19 protein-coding genes and 1 tRNA gene are annotated in these 26,172 nt (G+C 70.8%); 13 read left to right on the forward strand and 7 right to left on the reverse strand.

All coding sequences use genetic code 11. From position 1 onward, the window contains the following. The first annotated feature begins 277 nt into the window (after nucleotides 1–277). The gene (locus ACIRA5_RS08985) at nucleotides 278–1,732 is read left to right on the forward strand and encodes a DUF2079 domain-containing protein (protein WP_403688890.1); all 1,455 of its coding nucleotides are present in this window, start codon (nucleotides 278–280) and stop codon (nucleotides 1,730–1,732) included. A 109-nt stretch (nucleotides 1,733–1,841) separates the two neighbouring features. Here ACIRA5_RS08985 and ACIRA5_RS08990 read toward each other — a convergent pair whose 3' ends face one another. Both ACIRA5_RS08990 and ACIRA5_RS08995 read right to left on the reverse strand, forming a co-directional pair. Then, nucleotides 1,842–4,409 (reverse strand): ABC transporter permease, encoded by a 2,568-nt coding sequence (locus ACIRA5_RS08990; RefSeq protein ID WP_403688891.1) that lies wholly within the window; start codon nucleotides 4,407–4,409, stop codon nucleotides 1,842–1,844. Continuing rightward, nucleotides 4,406–5,194 (reverse strand): ABC transporter ATP-binding protein, encoded by a 789-nt coding sequence (locus ACIRA5_RS08995; protein WP_067376193.1) that lies wholly within the window; start codon nucleotides 5,192–5,194, stop codon nucleotides 4,406–4,408. Before ACIRA5_RS08995 ends, ACIRA5_RS08990 begins: the two co-directional genes overlap by 4 nt. Nucleotides 5,195–5,582: 388 nt before the next feature. Here ACIRA5_RS08995 and ACIRA5_RS09000 point away from each other — a divergent pair, with 388 nt between their 5' ends. The 3 genes from ACIRA5_RS09000 to ACIRA5_RS09010 all read left to right on the forward strand — a co-directional run bounded on the left by ACIRA5_RS09000 (nucleotide 5,583) and on the right by ACIRA5_RS09010 (nucleotide 9,435). After that, complete coding sequence (locus ACIRA5_RS09000; protein ID WP_403688894.1) at nucleotides 5,583–7,097, forward strand: MFS transporter; 1,515 nt, start codon at nucleotides 5,583–5,585, stop codon at nucleotides 7,095–7,097. Nucleotides 7,098–7,294: 197 nt separating this feature from the next. After that, entirely contained in the window at nucleotides 7,295–7,792 is a 498-nt protein-coding gene (locus ACIRA5_RS09005) for a DUF485 domain-containing protein (protein ID WP_403688897.1), read from the forward strand. 32 nt (nucleotides 7,793–7,824) lie between these two features. Next, complete coding sequence (locus tag ACIRA5_RS09010; RefSeq protein WP_403689729.1) at nucleotides 7,825–9,435, forward strand: cation acetate symporter; 1,611 nt, start codon at nucleotides 7,825–7,827, stop codon at nucleotides 9,433–9,435. A gap of 40 nt (nucleotides 9,436–9,475) precedes the next feature. Here ACIRA5_RS09010 and ACIRA5_RS09015 read toward each other — a convergent pair whose 3' ends face one another. The 3 genes from ACIRA5_RS09015 to ACIRA5_RS09025 all read right to left on the reverse strand — a co-directional run bounded on the left by ACIRA5_RS09015 (nucleotide 9,476) and on the right by ACIRA5_RS09025 (nucleotide 14,379). Next, nucleotides 9,476–10,363: a cellulose-binding protein gene (locus tag ACIRA5_RS09015; RefSeq protein ID WP_403688899.1), complete on the reverse strand. Its 888-nt coding sequence runs from the start codon at nucleotides 10,361–10,363 to the stop codon at nucleotides 9,476–9,478. 187 nt (nucleotides 10,364–10,550) lie between these two features. Next, a complete protein-coding gene (locus tag ACIRA5_RS09020) occupies nucleotides 10,551–13,385 on the reverse strand; it encodes an SUKH-4 family immunity protein (protein WP_403688901.1) in 2,835 nt (944 codons plus the stop codon). Between the two features lie 7 nt (nucleotides 13,386–13,392). Further along, the gene (locus ACIRA5_RS09025; protein ID WP_403688903.1) at nucleotides 13,393–14,379 is read right to left on the reverse strand and encodes an SMI1/KNR4 family protein; all 987 of its coding nucleotides are present in this window, start codon (nucleotides 14,377–14,379) and stop codon (nucleotides 13,393–13,395) included. Between the two features lie 228 nt (nucleotides 14,380–14,607). On the opposite strand from ACIRA5_RS09025, the gene ACIRA5_RS09030 reads away from it, so the two are divergent. Together ACIRA5_RS09030 and ACIRA5_RS09035 are read left to right on the forward strand one after the other, a co-directional pair. After that, complete coding sequence (locus ACIRA5_RS09030) at nucleotides 14,608–15,117, forward strand: YwqJ-related putative deaminase (RefSeq protein WP_403688905.1); 510 nt, start codon at nucleotides 14,608–14,610, stop codon at nucleotides 15,115–15,117. Between the two features lie 77 nt (nucleotides 15,118–15,194). Further along, nucleotides 15,195–15,728, forward strand: a complete 534-nt coding sequence (locus ACIRA5_RS09035) for an SUKH-3 domain-containing protein (protein WP_403688907.1) — start codon at nucleotides 15,195–15,197, stop codon at nucleotides 15,726–15,728. Between the two features lie 214 nt (nucleotides 15,729–15,942). On the opposite strand, the gene ACIRA5_RS09040 is transcribed toward ACIRA5_RS09035, so the two are convergent. Next, nucleotides 15,943–17,250, reverse strand: a complete 1,308-nt coding sequence (locus tag ACIRA5_RS09040) for a sensor histidine kinase (protein WP_403688910.1) — start codon at nucleotides 17,248–17,250, stop codon at nucleotides 15,943–15,945. A gap of 166 nt (nucleotides 17,251–17,416) precedes the next feature. Between ACIRA5_RS09040 and ACIRA5_RS09045 the strand changes: the two genes are divergently transcribed. The 7 genes from ACIRA5_RS09045 (at nucleotide 17,417) to ACIRA5_RS09075 (ending at nucleotide 23,183) form a co-directional block, all read left to right on the forward strand. Continuing rightward, nucleotides 17,417–18,277 carry a hypothetical protein gene (locus tag ACIRA5_RS09045; protein ID WP_403688912.1) on the forward strand — a complete coding sequence of 287 codons (861 nt, stop codon included), beginning with the start codon at nucleotides 17,417–17,419 and terminating at the stop codon, nucleotides 18,275–18,277. Nucleotides 18,278–18,291: 14 nt separating this feature from the next. After that, nucleotides 18,292–18,367, forward strand: a tRNA-Gln gene (locus ACIRA5_RS09050). A gap of 137 nt (nucleotides 18,368–18,504) precedes the next feature. After that, nucleotides 18,505–19,953, forward strand: a complete 1,449-nt coding sequence (glmU, locus tag ACIRA5_RS09055) for a bifunctional UDP-N-acetylglucosamine diphosphorylase/glucosamine-1-phosphate N-acetyltransferase GlmU (protein WP_403688914.1) — start codon at nucleotides 18,505–18,507, stop codon at nucleotides 19,951–19,953. 149 nt (nucleotides 19,954–20,102) lie between these two features. Then, complete coding sequence (locus tag ACIRA5_RS09060) at nucleotides 20,103–21,077, forward strand: ribose-phosphate diphosphokinase (RefSeq protein ID WP_054233019.1); 975 nt, start codon at nucleotides 20,103–20,105, stop codon at nucleotides 21,075–21,077. A gap of 219 nt (nucleotides 21,078–21,296) precedes the next feature. After that, nucleotides 21,297–21,887 (forward strand): 50S ribosomal protein L25/general stress protein Ctc, encoded by a 591-nt coding sequence (locus ACIRA5_RS09065; RefSeq protein ID WP_403688916.1) that lies wholly within the window; start codon nucleotides 21,297–21,299, stop codon nucleotides 21,885–21,887. A gap of 81 nt (nucleotides 21,888–21,968) precedes the next feature. Beyond that, on the forward strand, nucleotides 21,969–22,580 hold the full coding sequence (gene pth, locus ACIRA5_RS09070; RefSeq protein ID WP_403688918.1) for an aminoacyl-tRNA hydrolase: 612 nt from the start codon (nucleotides 21,969–21,971) through the stop codon (nucleotides 22,578–22,580). Nucleotides 22,581–22,685: 105 nt separating this feature from the next. Beyond that, nucleotides 22,686–23,183: a hypothetical protein gene (locus tag ACIRA5_RS09075; RefSeq protein ID WP_403688919.1), complete on the forward strand. Its 498-nt coding sequence runs from the start codon at nucleotides 22,686–22,688 to the stop codon at nucleotides 23,181–23,183. Between the two features lie 54 nt (nucleotides 23,184–23,237). Here ACIRA5_RS09075 and ppc read toward each other — a convergent pair whose 3' ends face one another. Beyond that, nucleotides 23,238–25,970, reverse strand: coding sequence for a phosphoenolpyruvate carboxylase (ppc, locus tag ACIRA5_RS09080; RefSeq protein ID WP_403688920.1), 2,733 nt, complete (start codon nucleotides 25,968–25,970; stop codon nucleotides 23,238–23,240). Between the last annotated feature and the right edge of the window lie 202 nt (nucleotides 25,971–26,172).

The following is a 26,172-nucleotide window of genomic DNA, read 5'->3' on the forward strand; positions in this document are numbered from 1 at the left end:
TCTCGACGGGCCGGGGTTGTCCAGCCTACGACGGCGCCGCGCTCCCTGTGAGACGCAAGAGGTGGACGGCTTCGGGCCTGGTTCGTAGGCCCGTCTCCAGGAGCGTCTCTTCACAGACGCGCGGAACTGCGCGCCCAGCCCCCACCGGCCCGCAGACCGGCGGCCACCGCGCCCACCCCACTCACTGGAAGTGAGCCGCACCACACCCCGAGCCGTCAACCACACCCCATGTCCCCGGCGTATACCCCGTGACACGTGATCACGTACCGGGAGCCGCATGACCATCGAGGAGTTCAAAAAGGCCTGGCGGCGGCCCGTCGGCGATGGTCGCAGCGACAGCGCCCCCATACCCCCGCCGGTCACGGCAGTCCCCGCCCGTGACCGGCGCCCCCGCGACCCCCAGCTCCTGGCGGTCCTGCTCTTCACCGCGTACGCGACCCTGTCGGTCTGCCGCTGGCGGCATCTGGCGACCCGTTCCTGGGACCTCGGCATCTTCGAGCAGGCCGTCCGCGCCTACGCCCACCTGCGCGCCCCCGTCGCCGATCTCAGGGGCCCGGGCAGCAACCTCCTCGGCGACCACTTCAGCCCGGTCACCGCCCTCCTCGCGCCCGCCTACCGTCTCTTCCCCACCCCGGTCACCCTCCTCGTCGCCCAGGCCGTGCTGCTGGCCCTGTCCGCGGTCCCGGTCACCCGCGCCGCCGCCCGGCTCCTCGGCCGCTCCCGGGGACTCGCGCTGGGTCTCGCGTACGGGCTGTCGTGGGGGATCCAGCGCGCCGTCGACTTCGACTTCCACGAGATCTGCTTCGCCGTCCCGCTGATCGCCTTCGCCCTGGAGGCGGTCCTGGAGCGACGGTGGCGCGCGGCCCTGCTGTGGGCGTTCCCGTTGGTCCTCGTCAAGGAGGACCTCGGGCTCACCCTGGCCGCGATCGCCCTGGTCGTGGCCGTGCGGGCCCGGAAGCCCGCCCCGCGTACGGCCCTGTACGCGCTCGGGGCCGCCGTCCTCGGAGTACTGGCCGCGGTGCTCACCCTCACGGTGGTGATCCCTGCCTTCAACACCGCGGGCACCTACACCTACTGGAACAAGGCCGGCGGTGATCCCCTCGACGGCCTGGGCACCAAACTCCGCACCCTCGCCTGGCTGCTGATCCCCACCACCGGTCTGCTGGCCCTGCGCTCCCCGCTCCTCCTGGTCGCCCTGCCGACCCTGGGCTGGCGTTTCCTCTCCTGCGACCCGCACTACTGGGGCACGGACTGGCACTACAGCGCCGTCCCGATGCCGGTCCTGTCCCTCGCCCTGGCCGACGCGCTCTCCCGGGCCCGCTGGAGTCCGCGCCCGTGGCTGCGCTCGTACGCGCTGCACCTGCCCACGGCCGTCGTCGCGGCCGCGCTCGCGCTGACGCCCTCGCTCCCGCTGTCCGTGCTGGGCGAGTCCGCCGCGTATCGCAAGCCCGCGCGCGTGAGTGCCGTCGAACGGCTGCTGGCGCGTGTCCCGGACGGGGCGAGCGTCGAGGCGAACGTCGGCCCGAGCAGTCGGCTCGTCGCGCGCTGCCGGGTCTTCTGGACGGGCGGCACCGGTGGTGTCACCCCGGACTTCATCGCCCTCGACGACTCCGACCACTCGGTCCAGGACGTCCAGGCGTACGCCGGCCGTCTGCATCCCGACGCCGCGTACGACGTCGTGGGCGCCGCCTACGGCTACGTGCTCCTGGAGCGGCGCACCGGACACACCTGACGCACCGCGTACGGCCGCGGGCCCGGCCCAGGAGGTGATGTCCTCCTGGGCCGGGCCCGTCCCCCGTAACCCCCGTATACGGTGGCTTCGCGGCGGCTGCTGCCGCCGGCTAGTCGGTGGCGATGGCGTTCAGTACGTTCATCCGGCCCGCCCGGAACGCCGGGATCAGGGCGGCGAACAGGCCCACGAACGCCGAGCCGATGAAGACTCCGATGATGGTCGGCCAGGGGATCTCCAGGACCTTCAGGCCTTCCAGGGCGAGGAGCTTCTGGGCGGTGGCACCCCAGCCCATGCCCAGGCCGAGGCCGAGCAGCGCGCCGAAGAGGGCGATGACGACCGACTCCAGGCGGATCATGCGGCGCAGCTGGCGGCGGGACATCCCGATGGCGCGCATCAGGCCGATCTCGCGGGTCCGCTCCACCACCGACAGGGCGAGGGTGTTGATCACGCCGAGGACGGCGACGACGATCGCGAGGGCGAGCAGGCCGTAGACCATGTTCAGGAGCTGGCCGATCTGGTCCTTGAGTTCCTGCTTGTAGTCGGTCTGGTCGCGGACCTGGTACTGCGGGTAGGGCTCCATGGACTTTTTCAGGGCCGCGTACGCCTGCTTCTCCTGGCCCTTCTTGGCGCTGGCGAACATGATCTGGTCCGGCGGGATCCGGTTGGCCGGGAGGTACTTGCGCATGGTCTCGGTGCTGGTGTAGCGCGCGCCCTGGTCGATGACCCCGTCGTCGGCCGTGATCGCGGCGACCTTGAGCTTCGCCGTGCTGCCGCCCTTGAAGGCGACGGTCAGCGTGTCGCCGACCTTGACGTGGTGCTCGGTGGCGAACTTCGAGCCGACGGACATGGAGTCCTTGCCGTAGGCGGCGTTCAGGTCACCGGCCGTGGTCTTGCGGCGCAGGTCCTGCGGGTAGGTGGGGTCGGCGGCCGTGACACCCTGCGTGTCCGACGCGCCGTCAGGGGTGGTCAGCTTGGCTTCCAGGTCCCGGTAGTGGGTGACGCGCGTCAGGCCGGGTGTCGTCTCGATGGCCTTCGCCGCCTGCGGGACGATCCGCTGGTTACCCTGGATGATGAAGTCGGTGCCGACCGTCTTGTCGAGCTCGTCGGTCGCGGAGGCGACCATGGACGAGCCGACGACCGACAGGCAGGCGACCAGCGCGAGGCCGATCATCAGGGCCGCGCCGGTGGCTCCGGTGCGGCGCGGGTTGCGCAGCGCGTTGCGCTCCGCCATCCGTCCGACGGGGCCGAAGAAGCGCAGCAGCACCGCGCTGATGACCCGGACGACACCGCCCGCGAGCAGCGGGCCGATGATGACGAACCCGATCAGGGTCAGGACGACTCCCGCGCCCAGCACCAGCGAACCGTCGCTCGCCTTGTCGGCATGGGCCGCCGTGAAGAGCGCGAAGGTTCCGGCGCCGGTGAGGACCAGGCCGATGATGCCGCGGACGAGACCGGCCTTGCCGTCCGCCGGTGTACCGGCGTCGCGCAGCGCGGCCATCGGGGAGACCTTGCCGGCCCGGCGGGCGGGCAGATAGGCGGCGAGGACGGTGACCACGACACCGAGCACGAGTCCGATGACCGGGGTGGTCGCCTTGACCGTCAGATCGCGGGTGGACAGGTCCATGCCCGCCGCCGACATGAGCTTCATCAGGCCGACCGCGAGTCCGACGCCCGCGCCGACGCCGAGGATCGAGCCGAAGACGCCGAGCAGGGTCGCCTCGACCAGGACGGACCGGTTGACCTGCTTGCGGGACGAGCCGATCGCCCGCATCAGGCCGATCTCGCGGGTGCGCTGGGCGACCAGCATGGAGAAGGTGTTGATGATCAGGAAGATGCCGACCAGGAAGGCGATCCCGGCGAAGCCGAGCATGGCGTACTTGATGACGTCCATGAAGGAGCCGACGCCGGAGCGGTTCTCGTCGGCGTACTCCTTCTGCGTCTGCACCTTGTACGCGCCGGCACCGATCGAGGAGATGACGTTCTGCTTGAGCGTGTCGTTGGTGACACCGGTGGCGGCGGAGAGGTTGATGTTGGTGAACCGGCCGGTGGTGCCGAGCAGTTCGCGCTGGGCGGTGGCGGTGTCGAAGTAGACGACGGCGGCACCGGGGTTGGTCACCTTGAAGGTGGCGATGCCGACGATCCGGGCCTTGAAGTCACCGGTGACGGCGATGGTGCGCAGTTCGTCGCCGAGCTTGAGGTGGTGCTTGTCGGCGGTGTCGGCGTCGACCATCGTCTCGGTCGGCCCGCGCGGGACGTGACCGGAGGTGATCTCCATCGAACGCAGGTCGTTGCGCGTCCAGTTGCCGGCGATCGTCGGGGCCCCGGTGCTCGACCCCATGTTCTTGTTGGCGCTGTTGACGACGGTCACGTTCATCGAACTGACAGCGCCCTCGGCGTACTTGACGCCCTCCGCCTTCTTGGCCCGCTCCAGGACCGAGGCGGGCAGCGAGTCGGGCCTGCCGTTCTGCGGGGTGCTGTCGCTCTTGACCGCCTTCGGCGAGACGGTCACGTCGGAGGAGGTGGCGGCGAACAGCTTGTCGAACGTCGTGTTCATGGTGTCGGTGAACACCAGCGTGCCGCAGACGAAGGCCACGGACAGCAGCACCGCGACCGCCGACAGCGCCATCCGCCCCTTGTGCGCGAAGAAGTTGCGCATCGAGGTCTTCAGGACGGTCATGACGTACGCCCCCGCGCGTCGAAGTCCTTCATGCGGTCGAGGACCTGATCGGCCGTCGGCTGGTACATCTCGTCGACGATCCGGCCGTCGGCGAGGTACAGCACGCGGTCCGAGTACGAGGCCGCCACCGGGTCGTGCGTCACGATCACGATGGTCTGGCCGAGCTCGTCCACCGAGCGGCGCAGGAAGCCCAGCACCTCGGCGCCCGCCCGGGAGTCGAGGTTTCCGGTCGGCTCGTCCCCGAAGATGATCTCGGGCCGCGCGGCGAGTGCCCGCGCCACCGCGACGCGCTGCTGCTGGCCGCCGGAGAGCTGGCTGGGCCGGTGCTTGAGCCGGTCGGCGAGTCCGACGGTCTCCACGACCTGGTCGAGCCAGCCCTTGTTCGGCTTGCGGCCCGCGATGTCCATCGGCAGCGTGATGTTCTCTATCGCGTTCAGCGTCGGCAGCAGGTTGAACGCCTGGAAGATGAACCCGATCCGGTCCCGGCGCAGCTGCGTGAGCTTCTTGTCCTTGAGCCCGGTGATCTCGGTCTCGTCGAGGTAGATCTGGCCACTCGTCACGGTGTCGAGTCCGGCGAGGCAGTGCATCAGCGTGGACTTGCCGGACCCCGAGGGGCCCATGATCGCGGTGAACTGCCCCCGTGCGATGTCCACGTCGACCTGGTCCAGGGCGACGACCCGGGTCTCCCCGGACCCGTACGCCTTGACGACCTGCCGCGCCCGCGCGGCAACGGCCGTACGCCCTCCAGTGCCCCCGTGCCTGGGAATGGTCACAGCCGATGTCACGGTGTATCTCCTATGTCGGTCAGCGGATGAAGTGCTCTTCGCTACGTCGGTAAGTCTGGTGGCGGGGGGTGGTCCGGCGCGCTGGTGCCCAGCGCAGTCTTCTACGGGGGAAAACCCCACCCCCGTGGGTCCGGTCCACCGCCCTCAGCGGCATAAAGCCAGGTTAAGGACGGCCTCGCCCCGTCTCGTCCTCCGCCGGTACGAACGCCCCCCGAGCCCTGGTGGGGAGAGACCCCTAGGGGCAGTCCACCCTTCGGTGGAGTCCCTCTCGGGGTCGCCTCCACCCTCGGACCCGGTCAGCGTCCACCCTCCCGCTACGTGAAGGTCAAGTGAGATGGTGGGGGACGGCAGATGGTTGCAGGGGGAACCGATCAGGGGAGGCGCTCCAGTGGGCCAGGGGGACACCGGAATACGGGCCGCGGCGACGGAACAGCCGGCGTCCTCGCGCAGCCGCAGGGGTGCCGTCGTCGCCGCCCTGATGCTCTCCATGGCGCTGGCCGCGCTCGACTCCACCATCGTCTCCACGGCCGTACCGCAGATCGTCGGCGACCTCGGCGGCTTCTCCGTCTTCTCCTGGCTGTTCTCGGGCTATCTGCTCGCGGTGACGGTCACCCTGCCGGTGTACGGGAAGCTCTCCGACACCTTCGGCCGCAAGCCGGTCCTCGTCGCGGGCGCCGCCGTCTTCCTCCTCGGCTCGCTGCTGTGCGCCACCGCCTGGAACATGGCCGCGCTCATCGCCTTCCGGATCGTGCAGGGCCTGGGCGGCGGCGCGTTGCAGGGCACGGTGCAGACGCTCGCCGCGGACCTCTACCCGCTCAAGGAGCGCCCGAGGATCCAGGCCAAGCTGTCCACGGTGTGGGCGACCTCGGCGATCGCGGGCCCCTCCCTCGGCGGGGTGCTCGCCGCGTACGCCGACTGGCGCTGGATCTTCCTCATCAATCTGCCGATCGGCGCGCTGGCGCTGTGGCTGATCGTCCGCCATCTGCACGAGCCGGTACGGGAGTCCTCCGGCCGCCGCCCCCGGATCGACTGGGCGGGCGCGCTGGCCGTCTTCGCCTGCGGTGGTGTGCTGCTCACCGCGCTGGTGCAGGGCGGGGTCGCCTGGGACTGGCTGTCGGCCCCGTCGCTCGCCCTGTTCGGTACGGGACTCGCGCTGATCGGTGCCGTCGTCGTGATCGAGCGCCGGGCGGCCGAGCCGATCATCCCCGGGTGGGTGTGGCGGCGCCGCACGATCGCGGCCGTCAACCTGGCGCTCGGCGCGCTGGGGTTGCTCATGGTCGCCCCCACGGTGTTCCTGCCCACGTACGCGCAGGCGGTCCTCGGCCTGGCGCCCGTCGCCGCCGGATTCGTGCTCTCCGTGTGGACGTTGAGCTGGCCGGTGTCGGCGGCGTTCAGCCAGCACGTCTACGGTCGGATCGGCTTCCGCAACACCGCGATGCTCGGCATCGCCGCCGCGACCCTGATCCTGCTGGCCTTCCCCTTCCTGCCCTACCCCGGCGAGCCCTGGCAGCCGGCCCTGCTGATGCTCCTGCTGGGCGGCGCCCTGGGCCTCTTCCAACTCCCCCTGATCATCGGCGTGCAGTCGACGGTCGGCTGGGAGGAACGCGGCACGACGACGGCGTCGGTCCTCTTCTGCCGCCAGACCGGCCAGACCATCGGCGCGACCCTGTTCGGCGCGATCGCCAACGGGGTGCTGGCCGCGCGGCTCGGCGGCGCCGGGGACCTGGACGCGGTGACGCGGGCGCTGGATTCGGGCGCGCCCGCCGAACATGTGCGCCACGCGGTCGCCGACGCGGTCCACGCCGTCTACCTGGGCGCGGCGGGCGCCGCCGCACTCGCCTTCCTGGTCCTGCTGTTCGTGGCACCGCGGCGCTTTCCGGTCATCAAGAATCCCGGGGACTGAAGACAGGGCCAACTGTCGATGAACTCCCGGCGTAAACGCGGGTAACACCCCGGGTCGCCGAAGTAAGCGCATACCGACCGCTCAGTTTGGTGAAAGCCTCACGTGAACCGGCTACTTGCGAGTAGCGTGCGTGCCTCGCCCACCCCCCAACTCCCTGCGGTCCGCACCGGGCCCGAGCCACGCAAGGAGATCACGGGATGCAAGACGCGTTCTCGTCCCCCGAGCACCAGAGGCGGCACCAGCCGTCGTACGACCCGCATCACCCGCCGCAGCACCCGTCCCCGTACCCATCCCCCCACCACACGCCCCCCTCGCACCTCACCTACCCCTGGCAACCGCAGCCCCAGCCACCCGAACCCGAGAGAAAGCGACAACCGCGTCACCAGGCACTCGGCAGGCACAGCGACCTCCGCGTCCTGCGCGGCGCCTACCGCTGGCAACGGCGGGTCGCGACGCTCACCGCACTCGGCTACTTCACCCTCTTCCTCCTCCTGTCGGCGTTCGCGCCGGGGCTGATGACGAGCGAAGTGTCCGGCGGACTGCCGGTCGGACTGCTGCTCGGACTGCTCCAGGTGCCGGTGACCTGCCTGGCGATCGGGCTGTACGAGTACACCGCGCGCCGGCGCCTCGACCCCATCGCGGACCGGATCCGCCGACAGACCCAGCTGGACGCGAAGCGGGAGGCGACCCGATGAGCCGGATGTCCGAGGTGACCGCCCTGACGAGCATGGTCGGGTTCAGCAGTTCCGCACGGGCCATGTCACTGGTGGCGTTCACGGCCGTCGCCACGATCACGCTGCTGCTGTGCGTGATGACCGGACCGGACCGCGACGACCTCGACGAGTTCTACACGGGCTACGGCTCCCTGTCGCCGATGCGCAACGGTCTCGCCATCGCCGGGGACTACATCTCCGCCGCGACCGTCCTCGGCACCGGCGGCGTCATCGCCCTCGCCGGGTACGACGGTGTCGTCCTCGCCCTCAGCACCGCCCTGTCGCTGATGCTGCTGATGTTCCTGCTGGCCGAACCGCTGCGCAACGCGGGCCGGTTCACCATGGGCGACGCGCTCGCACGACGGATGCCGGGGCGCGCGGTACGCATCACGGCGTGCGCCGCGACCCTCGTCGCCCTGCTGCCGCTGATGCTGGTCCAACTCGCCGGCGCGGGCGATCTGCTGGCCTTCATCCTCGGTTTCTCCAGCGACTCCCTCAAGACCGGCTGCATCATCGGCCTCGGCACACTGATGATCAGCTACGCGGCGATCGGCGGCATGAAGGGCACCGCCCTCATCCAGATCCTGAAGATCGTGATGCTGCTCGGCTCCGGCACCGTGGTCGCCGCCCTCATCCTGCAGCGCTTCGGCTGGGACCCCGGGGCCCTGTTCGACACCGCCGCCCGCAACAGCGGCGTCGGGACCGCCTTCCTGCACTCCGGCCTGCAGTTCGCGGGCGGGCCCAGCCCCCGTATCGACATGATCAGTTCGGAGCTGACCGTGGTCCTCGGCGGCGCCTGCCTGCCGCACATCACCATGCGCATGTACACCGCGGGCAGCGCCCGTCAGGTACGCCGCTCGATGTCGTGGGCGGTACCCTGCGTGGCCGTCTTCGTGCTGGTCATCACGGTCGTCGGGTTCGGGGCCACGGCGCTGATCGGACGGTCCGTGATCGCGAGCGCCGACCCGCAGGGCAACACGGCGTATCTGCTGGGATCCAGGGCCGCGTTCGGACCGGACGTGTCGACGGCCGAGACCCTCCTCTTCACGACCGTGACGACGGCGATCTTCCTCACGCTCCTCGCCTCGGTCGCCGGGATGATCCTCGCCTGCGCCAACTCCCTCGCCCACGACGTGTTCGCCGGGCGGATCCGGGAGCTGTCCCCGCGCCGCGAGATGACCCTCGCCCGGGTCTCCGCGCTCGCGGTCGGCGCACCGGCGATCCTGCTCGCCACCCTCGTCCAGCACCGCAGCCTGCAACCCCTGGTCACGCTGTCGTTCTCCCTGGGCGCCTCGGCCATAGCGCCCGCACTGGTCTACGGCCTCTTCTGGCGCCGCTACACCCGCACGGGCCTCCTGTGCACCCTCATCGGCGGAACCCTGACCGTCCTCATCCTCATGACCGGCACCAACCTGGTCTCCGGCTCCCCCACTTCGGCCTTCCCCGAGGCCGACTTCAACTGGTTCCCGTTCACCACCACCGGCCTCGTGTCCATTCCCCTGGGCTTCGCCTACGGGTGGCTGGGGACGGTGATCTCCGGGCGCCGCAAGGCGGAGGAACAGCGCAGGCAGTACGAGGCGGTGGAGGGGTGGATCCTGGCGGGGGCGGTACGGAGAACGCCGTAAGGGCCGGCCGGCAGCGTAGGAACGACCCCCACCGCGCCCACTACTCCACCGGCGCCCGCCCGGTCAGCGTCATGAGACTCGTCCGCACCTGATCCATCTGCGCCCGTACGTCGTCCCACCGCTCCCCGTGCTCGCGCAGCACCCGCTCCGTCTCCCGAGCGATCCGCTCCTCATGAACACGAGCCTCGGCCAGCACCTCGGCGGCCTGCGCCCTCGCATCCTCCTGCCCGTGCCGAGCGAATTCCTCCGCCTCGGCCAGGGCACGCTCGGCCTCGGCCAACGCGGCCTCGGCGCGCACCCCCCGCTCCACCTGGTGCGCGTCGAGCGCGGCCGCCCGCTCCACCGCCGCCCGCTCCGCCTCTTCCCAGCGCTCGGCGTGCTCCTTCTCCTGCTCGTCGAGGAGGCCTTCGGTGCGCTGCCGCACCTCGCGCAGCGCCGCCAGCGCCTCCCCCCGGCCCTCCTTGACCGCGCGACGGGCGGCGATCCGCATCTCGTCGGCCTCGGCGCGGGCGGCGAGGAGACGGTGCCGGGCGCGCTCCTCGGCCTCGCCGCGCAGCTCGTCGGCGTACGCCTGCGCCGCCTCACGCATCCGCCGCCCCTCCGCCCCGGCCTCCTCGACGGCCAGCCGGGCCGCGCTCCGCGCGTTCTCGCGCACCGCCGTGGCCTCCTCCTCACCGAGCTCGCGAATCCGACAGGCACGCTCGCCGAGCGTTTCGTACGTCTGCGGGGCCAGCCGCGCCACGACCTCCCGCAGCCGCCCGACCTCCGCGTCCATCTCCTTGGCCAGGACGGTCAGCCGGGCGGCCCGTTCCCAGGCGGTGTCGCGGACCTGCGAGAGCGCGGCGAAGTACGCGTCGACCTGCTCGGGACGGTAACCGCGCCCCCGTACGGCCACGAAGCCGTGCGGCGACACCGATGCGCTGCTCATCCCTGGGCACCTCTCCACTGGGTGACGTACAACACGATGTGGCGCACATCTTGGTGGATCAGGCGTAAGTGTTCATAACGCGACACTCCGCGCATTCGTAGCGGTCAGCCGCGTAAAAAAAGGGTTGGACCCGGTCATACGACCGGGTCCAACCCTTTCGGCTCCCTGACGGACGCTCAGCGGCGCGTCACAGCAAGCCGTCCCACATCTGCTCGAGCAGCACCGACCACCAGCTCTCCGGCGAGCCGAGCGCCGCCGGGTCGAGCGAGGCGAGCTGCGCCTGGAAGTCGACGGTCCAGCGGCCCGCCTGCTCCTGGTTGAGCCCGAACCGCAGCCGCCACATCCGGCCGAGCAGAGCCAGACAGCGCGCGAACTCGGGCAGCCCCGTGTTCACGAACTGCGGCGGCACCGAGGCACCGCCCGGGCCCGCCTCCACCGGCACGGCCACGATGTTCGCCGTGCCGTACTGGACACAGATCGCCTTGCCGAAGTCACTGCCCATGACGAGGTACGAGCCCGCGTCCGCGGCCGGCTGCACCCCACGCTCCTGCGCCAGCTCGGCGAGCGTCGGCACCGGACGGCCGGGCTGCGCCTGCGCCCAGAAGAACGGGCCCATGTCGACCGGCAGTCCGGCCACCACCAGCGTGTGCGCCACGATGTTCGGCACACCCTGCCGCGACACCGCGGCCTGGTCGAACCGGAACAGACCCGGCCCGAACGCCGCCGCCAGCTCCTGCCCGATCGCCTCCGGCGGAACCGGCGGTGCGGGCTGCACCGGCGGAATCGGCGCCCGCACCGGCGCCGGACGCGCGGGACCGTCCGCCACCTGGTGCAACTCGCCCTGATGCGCGAGAAGCTGGTGCATACCCTGCTGACGGCTCGCGTGATCCGTGCCGTACGGCGCGATGCTGGTGATCCGCGCCTGCGGCCAGCTCTCCCGGATCATCCGCGCGCAGTACGCGCCCGGCAGCTCGCACGACTCCAACTCCGTGTGCAGCTCCAGGACCTGCTGCGGCGGCACGTTCATCGCGCGCAGCTCGTGCAGGATCTGCCACTCCGGGTGCGGGGTCCCCGGCGCCGAGCGCCGGATCAACTGCTGCTCGGAACCGTCCTGCGCGCGGTAGCGCAGTACGGCCTGATACCCCGGCCCGACGGTCGGCTGACCGGCCTGCGGGTAGCCGTACGCCGGAGGCTGCTGCCCTGGGGGCGTCTGCTGTCCGGGCATGGGTTGTCCCGGCATCGGCTGACCGGGCGTCTGCTGTCCGGGCATGGGTTGTACCGGCATCGGCTGCGGCGCGCCCGGAGGCATGCCGGGGGCCTGCGGGGGCGGCGGTACGCCGGGACCGGCGACCGGAGGGCCGACCGGAGGACCGGCCGGAGAACCAGCCGGAGAACCAGCCAACATGGTGGCGGCGTGGTGGACACCGCCGGGCGGGGTGCCCGGAGGCTGCGGAGCACCAGGCGCACCAGGCGCACTCGGAGGCTGGAGCGCGCCGGGAGCGCCCGCGGGCGGACCCGCCAGCATGGTCGCGGCGTGATGGACACCCCCGGGGGGCGTACCACCCGGAGGCTGCGGAGCGCCGGGGGCGGCAGGCGCACCAGGAACCCCGGGCCCGTTCGGGCCGAGTTGCGAGACGAGCTGCGTCGGTACGTACCCGCCCGCCGGGGTGCCCGGAGCACCGGGCCCGGACGACGGCGGCGGGGGCGGAGGCGGCGGGGCGCTCCCCGGCCGCGCACCCGGTACGCCCGGAGCGCTCGGCGGAGGCGGCGCGCTCACGCCACCACCCCGCGCGCCCCTCGGCGGCGCCTGCGCCTTGCTGGTCGCGGCGTCGGCGATGTCACCGGCGTTCGGCGGCAGCGGCCGCGGCGGCGCGACGGGGGGCTGCCCCTGCGGGTACCCGTACCCGGGCACACCGGGCGGGGGCGTGCCCTGCGGGCCGCCGGGAGGCGGAGGGGGAGGAGGAGGCGTCCCGGGAGCACCACCGGGCCCCTGCGGGTAGCCGTACGTGACCGGCGGTCCAGAAGGAGGCATGCCCTGCGGACCACCAGGAGCCGGAACACCCGGAACCGGACCACCCGGAGCCGGAACACCCGGAGGCGGCGTGCCCGGCATGCCCGGCGCACCAGGGCCTGCCTGTGGGTAGCCGTACGCCGACGGGGCCGTGCGGTCGTCGACCGCGGGCGCCTGCGCCGTGCGCGGGAGTTGACTGCCGCCGGACATCAGAGCCGTCTTGGCGTCCGGGGTCGCACCGGGCGGCGCACCCGGACCCGCCTTGTCGTCGGCGTCGCTCAGCTGCGGCGCGAACACGGTCGCGGGCAGCGGCACGGAACGGTCCTCGCCCCCGTCCCCGGCGGTGTCCGTCCCCGCCCACGGAGTCGCCGAAGCGGGCACGCCCGGCACCCCCACGGCATCCCGCGGACCCGCGTCCCGCTCGTCACCGGCCGCGGCGGCGGGCCACGGCGGCGGCGCGTCCGAAGGGGAAGAGGGCGAAGGAGAAGAGGGAGAAGGGTGAGAAGAAGGAGAAGGCGGCGTCGAACCACTGGCCGCGGAAGCCCCGTTGGCATGGGCACCAGCGTGAGAACCCGCACCGAGTCCGGCCCCCGCGCCATGGGCACCGCCGGCCGTCGCACCCGCCCGCCGATCCGGAATGCCCAGCTTGTCCGCCGCCTCCTGCAACCACTCCGGAGGGCTCAGCAAGAACGACGTCTGGTTCAGATCGACCCGGGCCGGAGGCGCCGGTGCCGCTTCCGGGGACGCCTGCGGCACCCCGTACTCCTCCTCGTACCGGCGGATCACCTCACCGACCGGCAGCCCGGGCCAGAGCGTCGCCTCCCCGCTGTCCCGCGCGATGACGAGCCGCTGCGCGCCCCCGTCGGAACGCGGACCGTCGACGCGGTCCTCGGCCCACACCACGAACCCGAGTTCGAACTCCCGCACCCGCACCTCACGGTGCTGATACCCGGGCACCTCGCCGTTGATCCACTCTTCCGCGCGCTCCTGCGCCTGCGCGAAGGTCACCATCGGACGTTCACTCCCCCAGGGAAGAGACGGGAACGGCGCGCGCGAAGCCACCGTCCACCATCAGGTTCGCCACCGTCTCCAACTCCGGCGGATTGCCCGCGAGTCGAGACAGGAACTGGTCGAAGTCGGCGCCGCAGGGCAGCAACAGCCGCTGCACGCGCTCGGCCGGCGGCCAGGCGTCCTGGTCGCGGGCATCGTCGTACGCACAGAACCAGACCGACCCGATCGCGTCACCCTTCACCTTGACGGCGAGCAGGCCACCCTGCACGAATCCGACGCACAGATAGTCCTTGGTCAGATGGTCGCGCAGGCACTTGTTGATATAGACGAGGTCGTTCACGGCGGCTTCCTCGCGCACCGTGAAGAACGGCTGGTCCACCAGCAGACCCAGCTCCGCGTCGAGCGCGGCACCAACCGGCGCGCACCCGCCCGCAGCCTTCAGGAAGGACCGATAGGCACCCGGCAGCCGATAGCCGAGGTCCTCCTCGACCCCGAGCACCTGCTGCTCGCTCACCGCGACCGCCGACTTCGGCAGCCCGAAGTGCGCGGGCCGCGTGTCCTGCAACGGACGCGTCCCCCGCTTGCCGTGATCCACGGCCGCCGTCGCGATACCGCCGTGATGCCGCAGCAGCGCCTTGACCTCCACGGGAACGAGCTCCAGGCGCCGCGTGCCCCGCACGTGATGCCAGGTCCAGCCGTGCGGAGTGGCCACGGACGGAATCGTGTCCCACAGATCGTGCCCGGCGGTGGCGAGCGCGGCGTTCGCCGACACGTAGTCCGTCAACCGCAGTTCGTCCACGCCGAAACCCTCCGGGGGTTCGGCGATCTCCGCGGCGGCACGCGCGTACGGCGAGAAGTCGGGGTAGCCGTGCGCATCGACCCGCACACCCCTGGGGTGGCGAGCGGCCCGGACCGGATCCGGGAAATGCACGACCTGCCCGGCGTAGGCCGCGTTCGGCGGCGCGGCTTGCTGCCCGAGCCGACCTGTCGTCATGGCGGTTGCCCCCTGCGGCGTTCTCAATAGCTGTTTGGATCGCGGATATCGACAGCCTATGCGGTGGGAAGACACCGGTCACCGGGCCTCCGGTTCCGTGACCTGCCGTCACCCCGCCGTGACGGTATGACGAAGCCCGGGCGTGTCGCGCGCCCCAGCTACCGCACCCGCCACGCCATTTGGCAGTCTGTAGCCGCATCGGGGGATGCACGGGAGGGAAGAACGATCATGAACGCGACACATACGGGCACGTCCGGGGACCCGCGCGTCGGCTGGAGCAGTGCCGAGGCGGCCCACGCACCCACCCTCCTGCACCGCCGCGACGGCATACTCCCCACCGTCGCCGCCGCCCTCTCCGTACGCGGCGCCACCCTCACGGGCACCGCCGCCCGCGGCGACCAGCCGCCCGCCCTTCACCCGCTCGTCCAGGACTTCCTCGACACCCTCACCAGCGCGCAACGCGACCGCTTCACCGGCCGCTGCGCCGAGGCGATCCTCATCTCCCGCCACATCGCCACCATCGACGCCACCCGCAGCAAACGCGCCGCCCGCAAGCCGATGACCAACGGCGAGGCACGCAAAGCCCTCAAACAGGCCAAACTCACCGCACGCCGGATCCGCGAGGACGGCGACCCACTGCACGGCAGCTTCGCCGCGCCCTGCCGCGCCTGCACGGCGCTCAGCGACCACTTCGGCGTCCACGTCGTCGACCCGACGGCGACGGCCGGCGGCTCCTGAACTCCCCCCGCACACATACGTACGACGGCGCCCCCGCCAGCGCGCCGATGTCCCGACCCTCGACGAACGAAGGGCAGATGCACGCCGACCGCTCCCCCTCCCCCAAGCTCTCGGCCCCGCTCGAGCAGGGCGGACCCTCGACACGCTTCTCCGCACCCGTGGACGCCGCGCTGCGCTCCGCGGGATGGCAACCCGGGCGCTGGGACATAAAGCAGGCCGAGTACTGGGCCGACGCGCTGCGGGGCCACGAGTCGCCCGCGGGACACCGGCACGCCGTGTTCCCCGCGGCGGTGGAGGCCTGGGCGGAATTCGGCGGACTGCACGTGAAGCCCACCGGGCCCGGCCGCCAGCTGGCGCCGACCGCGCTCCACTTCGACCCCCTCCACGGCCTCCACATGGCCCGCACCCTCGGCGACCTCGGCCGCGCCCTGGACACCGAGGTCTGCCCCCTCGGCGAGGAGTCCGACTCCCGCGCCCTGCTCGCCATCGACTCCGAGGGCCGCGTCTACGTACTCGACCACACCGGCGACTGGTACCTGGGCCCCGAGATCGACACCGCCCTCACCACCCTCCTGTCCGGCATCGCCCCGGTCCGCCTGACGGCCGGCTGACCACCCCATCGAGGGTCCTTCCGCCGCGCACCGGTGAGGGCTGGTCGCGCAGTTCCCCGCGCCCCTGAAAGCCCTCCAGCCCGTCCGGCGCTCGAGGGCGCGGCCGTTCAGCCCGATGCAGGGGGCCGGGGCACAGCCCCGCCCCGCAGGGGCGCGGGGAACTGCGCGCCGAGCCCCCACCCACCCGCAGCCAACAACCGCGCCCCCGAAGGGCCTACGCCGGGATCACCGCCGACACCCGGAACCCACCCGAATCCGTCGGCCCGGACACGAACACTCCCCCCAGCGCGGCAACCCGCTCCTTCATACCCACCAGGCCATTACCACCACTGGGCAGATGCATGGCCGACGCCGACCCCGGCTCCGGCGGACACTCGTTCTCGACCTGCATCGCGATCTCCGCGTCCCGATGAGCGAGCCGCACATGCGTCTTCGCCCCCGCCGCATGCTTGTGCACGTTGGTCAGAGCCTCCTGAACCACCCGGTACGCCGTCTGCTCGATCTCCGCCGCGTACCCCCGGGTGTCACCCTCCACCGAGAGATCCACCACCATCCCCGCAGCCGCCGACTGCCCGACCAACTCGTCCAGCTCGGCAAGACTCGGCCCCTCGGCCCCGTCATCGACCGCCCGCGAAGCCGCCGCCGCGGCCGCCACCCCCACGGCCGCCAACGGCACCGCCCGCACCCGCACGGACGACAACCCGTCCCCCGTACGCAGCACACCCAACATCTCGCGCAACTCCGTCAACGCCTGCCGCCCCATGTCCCCCACCAGCGCGGCGTTCTTCACGGCCTTCTCGGGATCCTTCCGCGCCACGGCCTGCAGCGCCGCCGCGTGCACCACCATCAACGACACCCGGTGCGCCACCACGTCGTGCATCTCCCGCGCGATCCGCGTCCGCTCCTCGTTGCGCGCCCACTCCGCCCGCTCCTCGGCCCGCTCGGCGAGCAGCTGCAACTCCCGCTCCAACGAGTCCGCCCGCTCCCGCAGGCTCTCCATCAGCCGCCGCCGCGCCCCCACGTACAGCCCGAGCAGGACGGGCGGCGCGGTCATCCCGATCGCGGTCGTGATGGAGACGAACGGAACGAACCAGTCCCCCATCGTCACGTCCCCACGCACCATGCCCTGGTGCGCCCGCACGAACGTGACGATCAGCATCCCCGCGAAGGACATCCCCGCGAGCGCCCCGATGATCCGGCGCGGCAGCTCGGACGCGGCGAGCGTGTACAGCCCGACGAGTCCCATCAGGAACCCCATCTGGGCGGGCGTGATGGCGATCGACACCAGCACGACCGCGATCGGCCAGCGCCGGCGCAACAGCAGCACGGACCCGGCGACCAGCCCGAACCCCACGCCCACGGCAACCGGCAGGCCCGCGTCACGTGCGAACGGAATCCCCTCGATCGCGCACTCCACCGCCGACGCCGACGCGAGGCTCGCGTCCAACACGGCACTACGCCATCTGACCCACCACCACGGCCCGGTACCGGCCGCGGTGTGCTCTTCCCCCGTCGTGGTCATGGCTCCAGCCTACGTTCGCACCCCGCCCCATTTCCGGTGACTTTCACCTCCTGGCCTACACCACTCTCCGCAATCGAACAGAAGCGAAACCCACCGGTATCCCTCGAACTGCTGATTCCCTCACCGTTCACCCCGGAAGATCACATTCCGCCCGGACGGTATGCCCATGGCACATCCACAGAACAAGTACGCGGAGTTCGAGAACCTGCGCGATCGGGCGATCGCGCTGCGCAGGGCGGGTCTCAGCCTCCGCCAGATCCGGGAAGAACTTCAGGTCCACAACAAGGAGACCCTCCAACGTCTCGTGACAGGTGAGCCGCCCCCGGAATGGACCAAGCGCCCGAACGCGAAGGACGACCTGCGGAAGAGGGCTCGTGAGCTGCGGGGACAGGGCTGGACGTACAACGAGATCCAGGCGGAGCTGGGCTGCTCGAAGAGTTCCGTATCGCTCTGGGTGCGGGATCTGCCCCATCCGGAACCTCGCTGCACCCCGGAGGAACAGCGAGCCCGCATGAACGCGGGGCTCGCACGGCTCCGCGCCGAGCAGGACCGGGTACGCGAGGAGACCAAGCGGCAGGCTGCCGAGTCCATCGGAGCTCTGTCCGACCGGGAACTGTTCATGGCCGGGGTCGCCCTCTACTGGGCCGAGGGCCAGAAGAGCAAACCGTACCAACGCCGGGAATCCGTCATCTTCATCAACAGCGACCCCGGAGTGATTCAGGTCTACCTCGCGTGGCTGGACCTGCTGGACGTGCCACGAGAACGGCTGCGCTTCCGCGTCATGATCCATGAAACCGCGGATGTGGCCACCGCCGAGCGGTACTGGGCCGACCTCGTCGGCATCGACGCCGCCGCCCTCCAGCCGACGACACTCAAGAAGCACAACCCCAAGACCGTCCGCAAGAACGTCGGCGACGCCTACCGCGGTTGCCTCGTCATCCGAGTCCTACAGGGAGCCGAGCTCTACTGCCGCATTGAAGGCTGGTGGGGCAGAATCGTGGCCCAGACTCAGACCCGACTCGGGTAAGGTCTCAAGGGCCATCCCCCGTGGTGTAACTGGCAGCACACCAGATTTTGGATCTGGTAGGACAAGGTTCGAATCCTTGCGGGGGAGCCACAGCACACAAGGCCTTGGTTCGGGCCCTGACAGCACTGTCAGGGCCCGCTCTCATGTCCCCCCTGAAACGCCCCGGTATCCTGCGGATGTCCACACCCCGAAGGCACCCCAGCCATCCGAAGCCGAAGGGCATATCCGTGAGCGTCAATCCTCCGGCAGCCGTCGTCGTTCTCGCAGCGGGTGAGGGCACCCGTATGAAGTCGGCCACACCCAAGGTCCTGCACGAACTGTGCGGCCGCTCCCTGGTCGGCCATGTGCTCGCGGCCGCGCGCGCGTTGGAGCCCGAGAACCTGGTCGTCGTGGTGGGTCACGCCCGCGAGAAGGTCACCGCGCACCTCGCCGAGATCGACCCCGGCGTGCGGACGGCCGTACAGGCCGAACAGAACGGCACCGGCCACGCCGTACGGATGGGCCTGGAAGAGCTGGGCGGCGTCGTCGACGGCACGGTCGTCGTGGTCTGCGGCGACACCCCGCTGCTCAGCGGCGAGACCCTGCGGCAGCTCGCCGCCACCCACACCTCCGACGGCAACGCCGTCACCGTGCTCACCGCCGAGGTCCCCGACGCCACCGGCTACGGCCGCATCGTGCGGGACGGCGCCAGCGGCGCGGTCACCGCGATCGTCGAGCACAAGGACGCGAACGAGTCGCAGCGCGCGATCCGTGAGATCAACTCCGGGGTCTTCGCCTTCGACGGGCAGCTCCTCGCGGACGCGCTCGGGAAGGTGCGGACGGACAACAGCCAGGGCGAGGAGTACCTGACCGACGTCCTCGGGATCCTGCGCGAGGCCGGGCACCGGGTCGGGGCGGCCGTCGCCGGCGACCACCGCGAGATCGCCGGTATCAACAACCGCGTCCAGCTCGCCGAGGCCCGCCGCATCCTCAACGACCGGCTGCTCACCGAGGCCATGCTCGCCGGAGTGACCGTCGTCGACCCCGCCTCGACCTGGATCGACGTGACCGTCACCTTCGGGCAGGACGCGATCGTCCACCCGGGCACCCAGCTCCAGGGCGCCACGCACCTCGCCGAGGGCGCCGAGGTCGGCCCCAACACCCGCCTCAAGGACACCACGGTGGGTGCGGGGGCCCGCGTCGACAACACCGTCGCCGACAGCGCCGAGGTCGGGCCGCAGGCGAGCGTGGGCCCGTTCGCGTACCTCCGTCCGGGCACGCGCCTCGGCCTGAAGGCCAAGATCGGCACGTACGTGGAGACGAAGAACGCCACGATCGGCGAGGGCACCAAGATCCCTCACCTGTCCTACGTGGGCGACGCGACGATCGGCGAGTACTCGAACATCGGTGCGGCGAGCGTCTTCGTGAACTACGACGGGCAGGAGAAGCACCACACCACCGTGGGCTCCCACTGCCGTACCGGTTCGGACAACATGTTTGTGGCTCCTGTCACGGTCGGGGACGGCGCGTACACCGCGGCGGGCTCCGTGATCACCAAGGACGTGCCACCCGGTTCGCTGGCCGTGGCCCGTGGCCAGCAGCGGAATATCGAGGGTTGGGTGGCCCGCAAGCGTCCCGGAAGCGCGGCCGCGAAGGCGGCGGAGGTGGCCTCCCGGGAGCCGGAGGGCGAAGCCTGACCGGAAACAGGTGCGTCTGACACGGCGTACCGTGATAAGTGCACACCCGCATATATGCACACCCGTACCCCCAGCTGAGAAGGCTTCTCGCGCTCCAGTTGAGAAGACTCCTCATGCCCCAGCTGAGACACCTCTGAGGAGACAGTGCTGTGACCGGGTTCAAGACGACCGGCGAGAAGAAGATGATGTTCTTCTCCGGCCGCGCCCACCCCGAGCTTGCCGAGGAGGTCGCCCATAAGCTGGGTGTCGGGGTTGTCCCGACGAAGGCCTTCGACTTCGCCAACGGTGAGATCTACGTCCGCTACCAGGAGTCCGCGCGCGGCGCCGACTGCTTCCTGATGCAGAGCCACACGGCTCCCATCAACAAGTGGATCATGGAGCAGTTGATCATGATCGACGCTCTGAAGCGGGCCTCCGCGCGGAGCATCACCGTGATCGTGCCCTTCTACGGTTACGCGCGGCAGGACAAGAAGCACCGTGGACGTGAACCGATCTCGGCGCGTCTGATCGCCGATCTGATGAAGACGGCGGGCGCCGACCGGATCCTCACGGTCGACCTGCACACCGACCAGATCCAGGGCTTCTTCGACGGCCCGGTCGACCACCTCTTCGCGCTGCCGATCCTGGCGGACTACGTGGGGGCGAAGGTCGACAAGTCGAAGCTCACCGTCGTCTCCCCGGACGCCGGACGCGTGCGCGTCGCCGACCGCTGGTGCGACCGCCTGGACGCCCCGCTGGCGATCGTGCACAAGCGCCGCGACAAGGACGTCGCCAACCAGGTCACCGTCCACGAGGTCGTCGGTGACGTGAAGGGCCGCGTCTGTGTCCTCGTCGACGACATGATCGACACCGGTGGCACGATCTGCGCCGCCGCCGACGCCCTCTTCGCGCACGGCGCGGAGGACGTCATCGTCACGGCCACGCACGGCGTGCTCTCCGGCCCGGCGGCCGACCGTCTGAAGAACTCCAAGGTCAGCGAGTTCATCTTCACGGACACCCTGCCGACCCCGGGCGAGCTGGAGCTCGACAAGATCACGGTCCTGTCGATCGCGCCGACGATCGCCAACGCGGTCCGTGAGGTCTTCGAGGACGGCTCGGTGACGAGCCTGTTCGAGGAGCAGTAGGAGGAGCAGGGAGAGGACCGGCGGACGGTCCTCACATAGATCGATTTCTGGTACGGCCTTCCCGCCCAGTAAGCTGTCACAGTTGCTCGGCGAGGGAGGCCGTACCGCTTGAAAAGGCGCGTGCGGCGGTCCGTTATCGACGCGCTCTTCGTAGCAGGCCGATGGTTTGGCCGGGTGACCGCCTTCCCTGGTTTCCCCAGATTTCTACGAGGAGTGCACATGTCCGAGATCAAGCTCGCCGCCGAGACCCGTACCGAGTTCGGCAAGGGCGCCGCCCGCCGCATCCGCCGTGACAGCAAGGTTCCCGCCGTGGTCTACGGCCACGGTGCCGAGCCCGTCCACATCGCGCTGCCGGGCCACGAGCTGCTGCTCGCCCTGCGCACCCCGAACGTCCTGCTCTCCCTGGACATCGAGGGCAAGACCCAGCTGGCGATCCCGAAGGCCGTCCAGCGCGACGCCATCAAGGGCTACCTCGAGCACGTCGACCTGCTCCTCGTGAAGCGCGGCGAGAAGGTCACCGTCGAGGTCTTCGTGCAGACCGAGGGCGAGCTCGCCCCGGGCAGCTTCCTGCTCGAGCACGTGCTCAACACCCTCACGGTCGAGGCCGAGGCCACCCACATCCCGGAGTCGGTCACCGTCTCCATCGCGGGCCTGGAGGCCGGTGCCTCCATCCACGCCAAGGACATCCCGCTGCCCAAGGGCACCACGCTGGCGATCGACGAGGACGCGGTCGTCCTTCAGGTCCTGTCCGCCCAGGCGGAGGAGCCGACCGAGGGCGAGGCCGCGGGCACCGAGGCCGCCGAAGCCTGATCGGCCTGATTCCCCCGGAATCTTCATCTGTGTCAGCCGCCGCTCCCCTCAGGAGCGGCGGCTGCCGCGTATCAAGGACACATGGGAGACACCGACGTGACGACCGATGCGGGCGCCCCCTGGCTGATCGTGGGCCTCGGCAACCCCGGCCCCGAGTACGCCATGAACCGGCACAACGTGGGCTTCATGGTCGCCGACCTGCTGGCGGAGCGGATCGGCGGCAGGTTCAAGCGGGCCGGCAAGGCACAGGCGCAGGTGATCGAGGGGCGCATCGGCCCGCCGGGCCCGGCGAACCGCCGGGTGATCCTGGCCAAGCCGATGTCGTACATGAACCTGTCCGGTGGCCCGGTGACCGCGCTGCGGGACTTCTACAAGGTGCCGACGGCGAACATCGTCGCGATCCATGACGAGCTGGACATCGACTACGGCGTCCTGCGCCTGAAGCTCGGCGGTGGCGACAACGGTCACAACGGGCTGAAGTCGATGACGAAGGCGATGGGCTCCGACTACCACCGGGTGCGGTTCGGCATCGGGCGTCCTCCGGGGCGGATGCAGGTCGCCGACTTCGTCCTGAAGGACTTCGCCTCGGCGGAGCGCAAGGAACTCGACTACTTCGTGGACCGGGCCTCGGACGCCGTGGAGTGCCTCGTCATCGAGGGGCTGGAGCGGGCGCAGGGCACGTACAACTCCTGATCGTCTCTCCGGGGCGGTCGATGTACGCGTACAACTGCCGACTTGTCGCCCACCGGAACCGACCGGAGTTGACCGGGCGCGCAGCCATGGCCAAGGATCGCCGCCATGCCTGCCGTCGCCGCACATCGAGGCTCCCGTCGGAGCACACATCCGGCGCTGCGGTTCGGGCGGCTCGCGGTGATGGGTACGGTCGCGGCGCTGATCCTGATCGCGGGCGTCTGGGGTTCCTGGGGCACGGCTCAGCACGTGATGCTGAGCAAGGGCCGGGAGCAGGGGACGATGACCGTGACCGGGTGCTCCGGCGATGTCTGTACGGGGACGTACGCGCCGACCTCGACGGGGTCGCGGGCGCGGGCGCACGTCACCATCGACGAGGCGGTCGCGGTGCGCAAGGGCCGGACGTACACGGTGACCGTGAAGCCCGGCAGCAGTGATGTCGTCCGTAGTGGTCCGGCGGGCCTTCTCTATGCCTGGGTCCCGTTGGGTGGCGCTCTGTTGCTCGCCTCGGTGGTGGTGGCGGGTGGCCTGCGCCTGCGGCGGGCCGCGTGGGTGCTGGCGGGGGCGGGGATCGCGCAGCTGACGGCCACGTTCCTGGTTCTGTAAGCGGCTGGCGGTGTCCCCTCAACCGAGGGGACACCGCCAGCCGCTGTCGGGGGATCAGCCGGTGTTGCGCAGTCCGGCCGCCACACCGTTCACCGTCAGGAGCAGCGCGCGGGAGAGCAGCGGGTCCGGCTCGGCGCCGGCCGCGGCCTCGTCGCGCTGGCGCTTGAGGAGCGCGACCTGGAGGTAGGAGATCGGGTCCAGGTAGGCGTCGCGGATGGAGAAGGTCTGCTGGAGGACCGGGTTGGTGTCCAGGAGCTCCTTGCCGCCGGTGACGCGCAGTACCTCGCGGACGGTCAGCTCGTGTTCGGCCTCGATGGTCGCGAAGACGTGCTTGAGGTCGTCGGGGACGAGGGTGTCGACGTAGTGGCGGGCGATCCGCAGGTCGGTCTTCGCGAGGGTCATCTCGACGTTGGAGAGGAAGTTCTGGAAGAAGTGCCACTGCTCGTGCATCTCGTCCAGCACGGTGTCCAGCCCCGCCTCCCGCAGCGCCTTGAGCCCTGAGCCGACGCCGAACCAGCCAGGCACGATCTGCCGTGACTGGGTCCAGCCGAAGACCCAGGGGATGGCCCTCAGGCCGTCGAGACCGGCGCCGCTGTCGGGGCGGCGGGAGGGCCGCGAGCCGAGGTGCAGGTCGGCGAGCTGGTCGACGGGGGTGGCGGCGAAGAAGTACGCCGGAAGGTCCGGGTCCTCGACGAGTCGTCGGTAGACGTGGTGGGCGGCGTCGGAGACGACGTCCATGGCCGCGTCCCAGCGGGCCAGCGCCTCGTCGGACTGGCGGGGGGCGGTGTGCAGGGCGGAGGCCTGCAGGGTGGCGGCGACGGTGAGTTCCAGGTTCTCGCGGGCGAGCGAGGGCACGAGGTACTTGTCGGAGATGACCTCGCCCTGCTCGGTCACCTTGATCTCGCCCTCCAGCGTGCCCCAGGGCTGCGCGAGGATCGCGTCGTGGGAGGGGCCGCCGCCGCGGCCGACGGTGCCGCCGCGGCCGTGGAAGAGACGCAGGCGTACGCCGTAGCGGTGGGCGACGTCGCGCAGGCGGCGCTGGGCCCGGTGGATCTCCCACTGGCTGGTCGTGATGCCGCCGAACTTCGAGGAGTCGGAGTAGCCGAGCATGACCTCCTGGACGTCCCCGCGCAGCGCCACGAGGCGGCGGTAGGAGGGGTCGGAGAGCATGTCCTCGAGGATCGTGTCGGCGGCCTTCAGCTCGTCCGTCGTCTCCAGGAGCGGGACGATGCCGATCTTGGCCCAGCCGGCGTGCAGGTCGAGCAGGCCGGCCTCCCGCGCGAGTACGGCCGCGGCGAACACGTCGTCGGCGCCCTGGCACATCGAGATGATGTACGACTCGATGACCTCGGGCCCGAAGATCTCGAGGGCCTTCTTGACCGTCCCGAAGACTCCGAGGGTCTTCTCACCGGCGGCGTCGAGGGGCGCGGGGGTCGGGGCGAGCGGGCGACGGGAGCGGAGTTCCTTGGCGAGGAGCTTGGCGCGGTAGTCGCGGGGCATGTCGACGTAGCGCCAGGATTCCTCGCCGAGGCGGTCGAACAGCTGGCCGAGGGCGTGGTGGTGGGCGTCGGCGTGCTCGCGTACGTCCATGGTGGCGAGCTGGAGGCCGAAGGCGGCCAGGGTGCGGATGGTGCGGTTCATCCGGCCGTCGGCGAACAGGGCGCCACGGTGCTCGCGCAGCGAGGTCTGGATGAGGGTGAGGTCGCGCAGGAGCTGGCCGGTGCCGAGGTAGTCGCGGCCCTCTTCGTGCGGGGTGCCCGTGGCGAGGCGCTGCTTGGTGTTCTCCAGCTTCTGCCGGATGCAGGTGGCCTTGAGCCGGTAGGGCTCTTCGGCGTTGAGGCGCTTGTAGCGGGGGCTGATCTCGGGGAGGCGCTCCAGGTCGCTCTGGAGGGATTCGAGGAGTTCCTCGGTGGCGCCGGTGTAGCGGATGGAGTTGGAGAGGAAGCCGCGGAGTTCGTCGATGACGTCCAGGGCGTCGTTGATGCCGTGTTCGTGCTGGAGGATCAGGACGTCCCAGGTGACGGCCGGGGTGACGTTCGGGTTGCCGTCGCGGTCGCCGCCGATCCAGGTGCCGAAGGTGAGCGGCCGGGTGTCGTCCGGGAGCCGCACACCGACGCGCTCCAGCTCCGCGGTGAGATCCTCCAGGACATCGCCCACGGCGCCGGCGTGCAGCTCGTCCAGGTAGTAGATGGCGTTGCGGGCCTCGTCCGCGGGCTCCGGGCGGACCACGCGCAGCTCGTCCGTCTGCCACACCAGGTCGATGTTCTCGGCCAGCCGGGTGTCGTAGCGGCGGCGGTCGGCCTCGATGACGGGGGTCTCGAGGAGCGCGGCGATACGACGCAGCTTGTTGAGGACCGAACGGCGGGCGGCTTCCGTCGGGTGGGCGGTGAAGACCGGGCGGACGTTCAGGTTCTTGACGGTCTGCTTCAGGTGTTCGGGGTCGGCGTCCTTGAGCCGGTCCGCCGTTCGGGCGAGGAGTCCGCCCTCGGCGGCCCGCTTGGCGCGCAGCTCGCGGCCGCGGTGCACCTGCTCGGTGACATTCGCCAGATGGAAGTACGTGGAGAAGGCGCGGACCAGCTTGGCCGCGGTCTCCAGCTCGGTGCCGCGCAGCAGCTCGGCGGCTGCCTCGCCGTCCTCGCGGGTCAGGCGGCGGACCTTCTCGACCAGTTCCAGGAGCTCGGGGCCCTCCTGACGGACGAGGGTCTCACCGAGCAGGTCGCCCAGGCGGCGGATGTCGGCGCGCAGCTCGCTGCTGGTCGTCGTGGTCTGGTCGTCGGCACTGCTCACAGGTGCGGCTCCTTGCAGTGTGGAAGCTCGGCTGAAGAGTGTGGAAGCTCGTCTGAAGCTCGTCAGGGAGGGAACCCGGATGGTGGTCGCGCGGCGGGGTGCCGCTTAGGGACGTGGCATCCGGGAAGAAAACAGAACGGACCGCGCTGTCCGACCGAGTCCAAGGATAGGTGTCCATGCGGACGCGCAGGCTGTTGGGCTC

Source organism: Streptomyces sp. NPDC096311, from assembly GCF_044763085.1.
GTDB lineage: Bacteria > Actinomycetota > Actinomycetes > Streptomycetales > Streptomycetaceae > Streptomyces.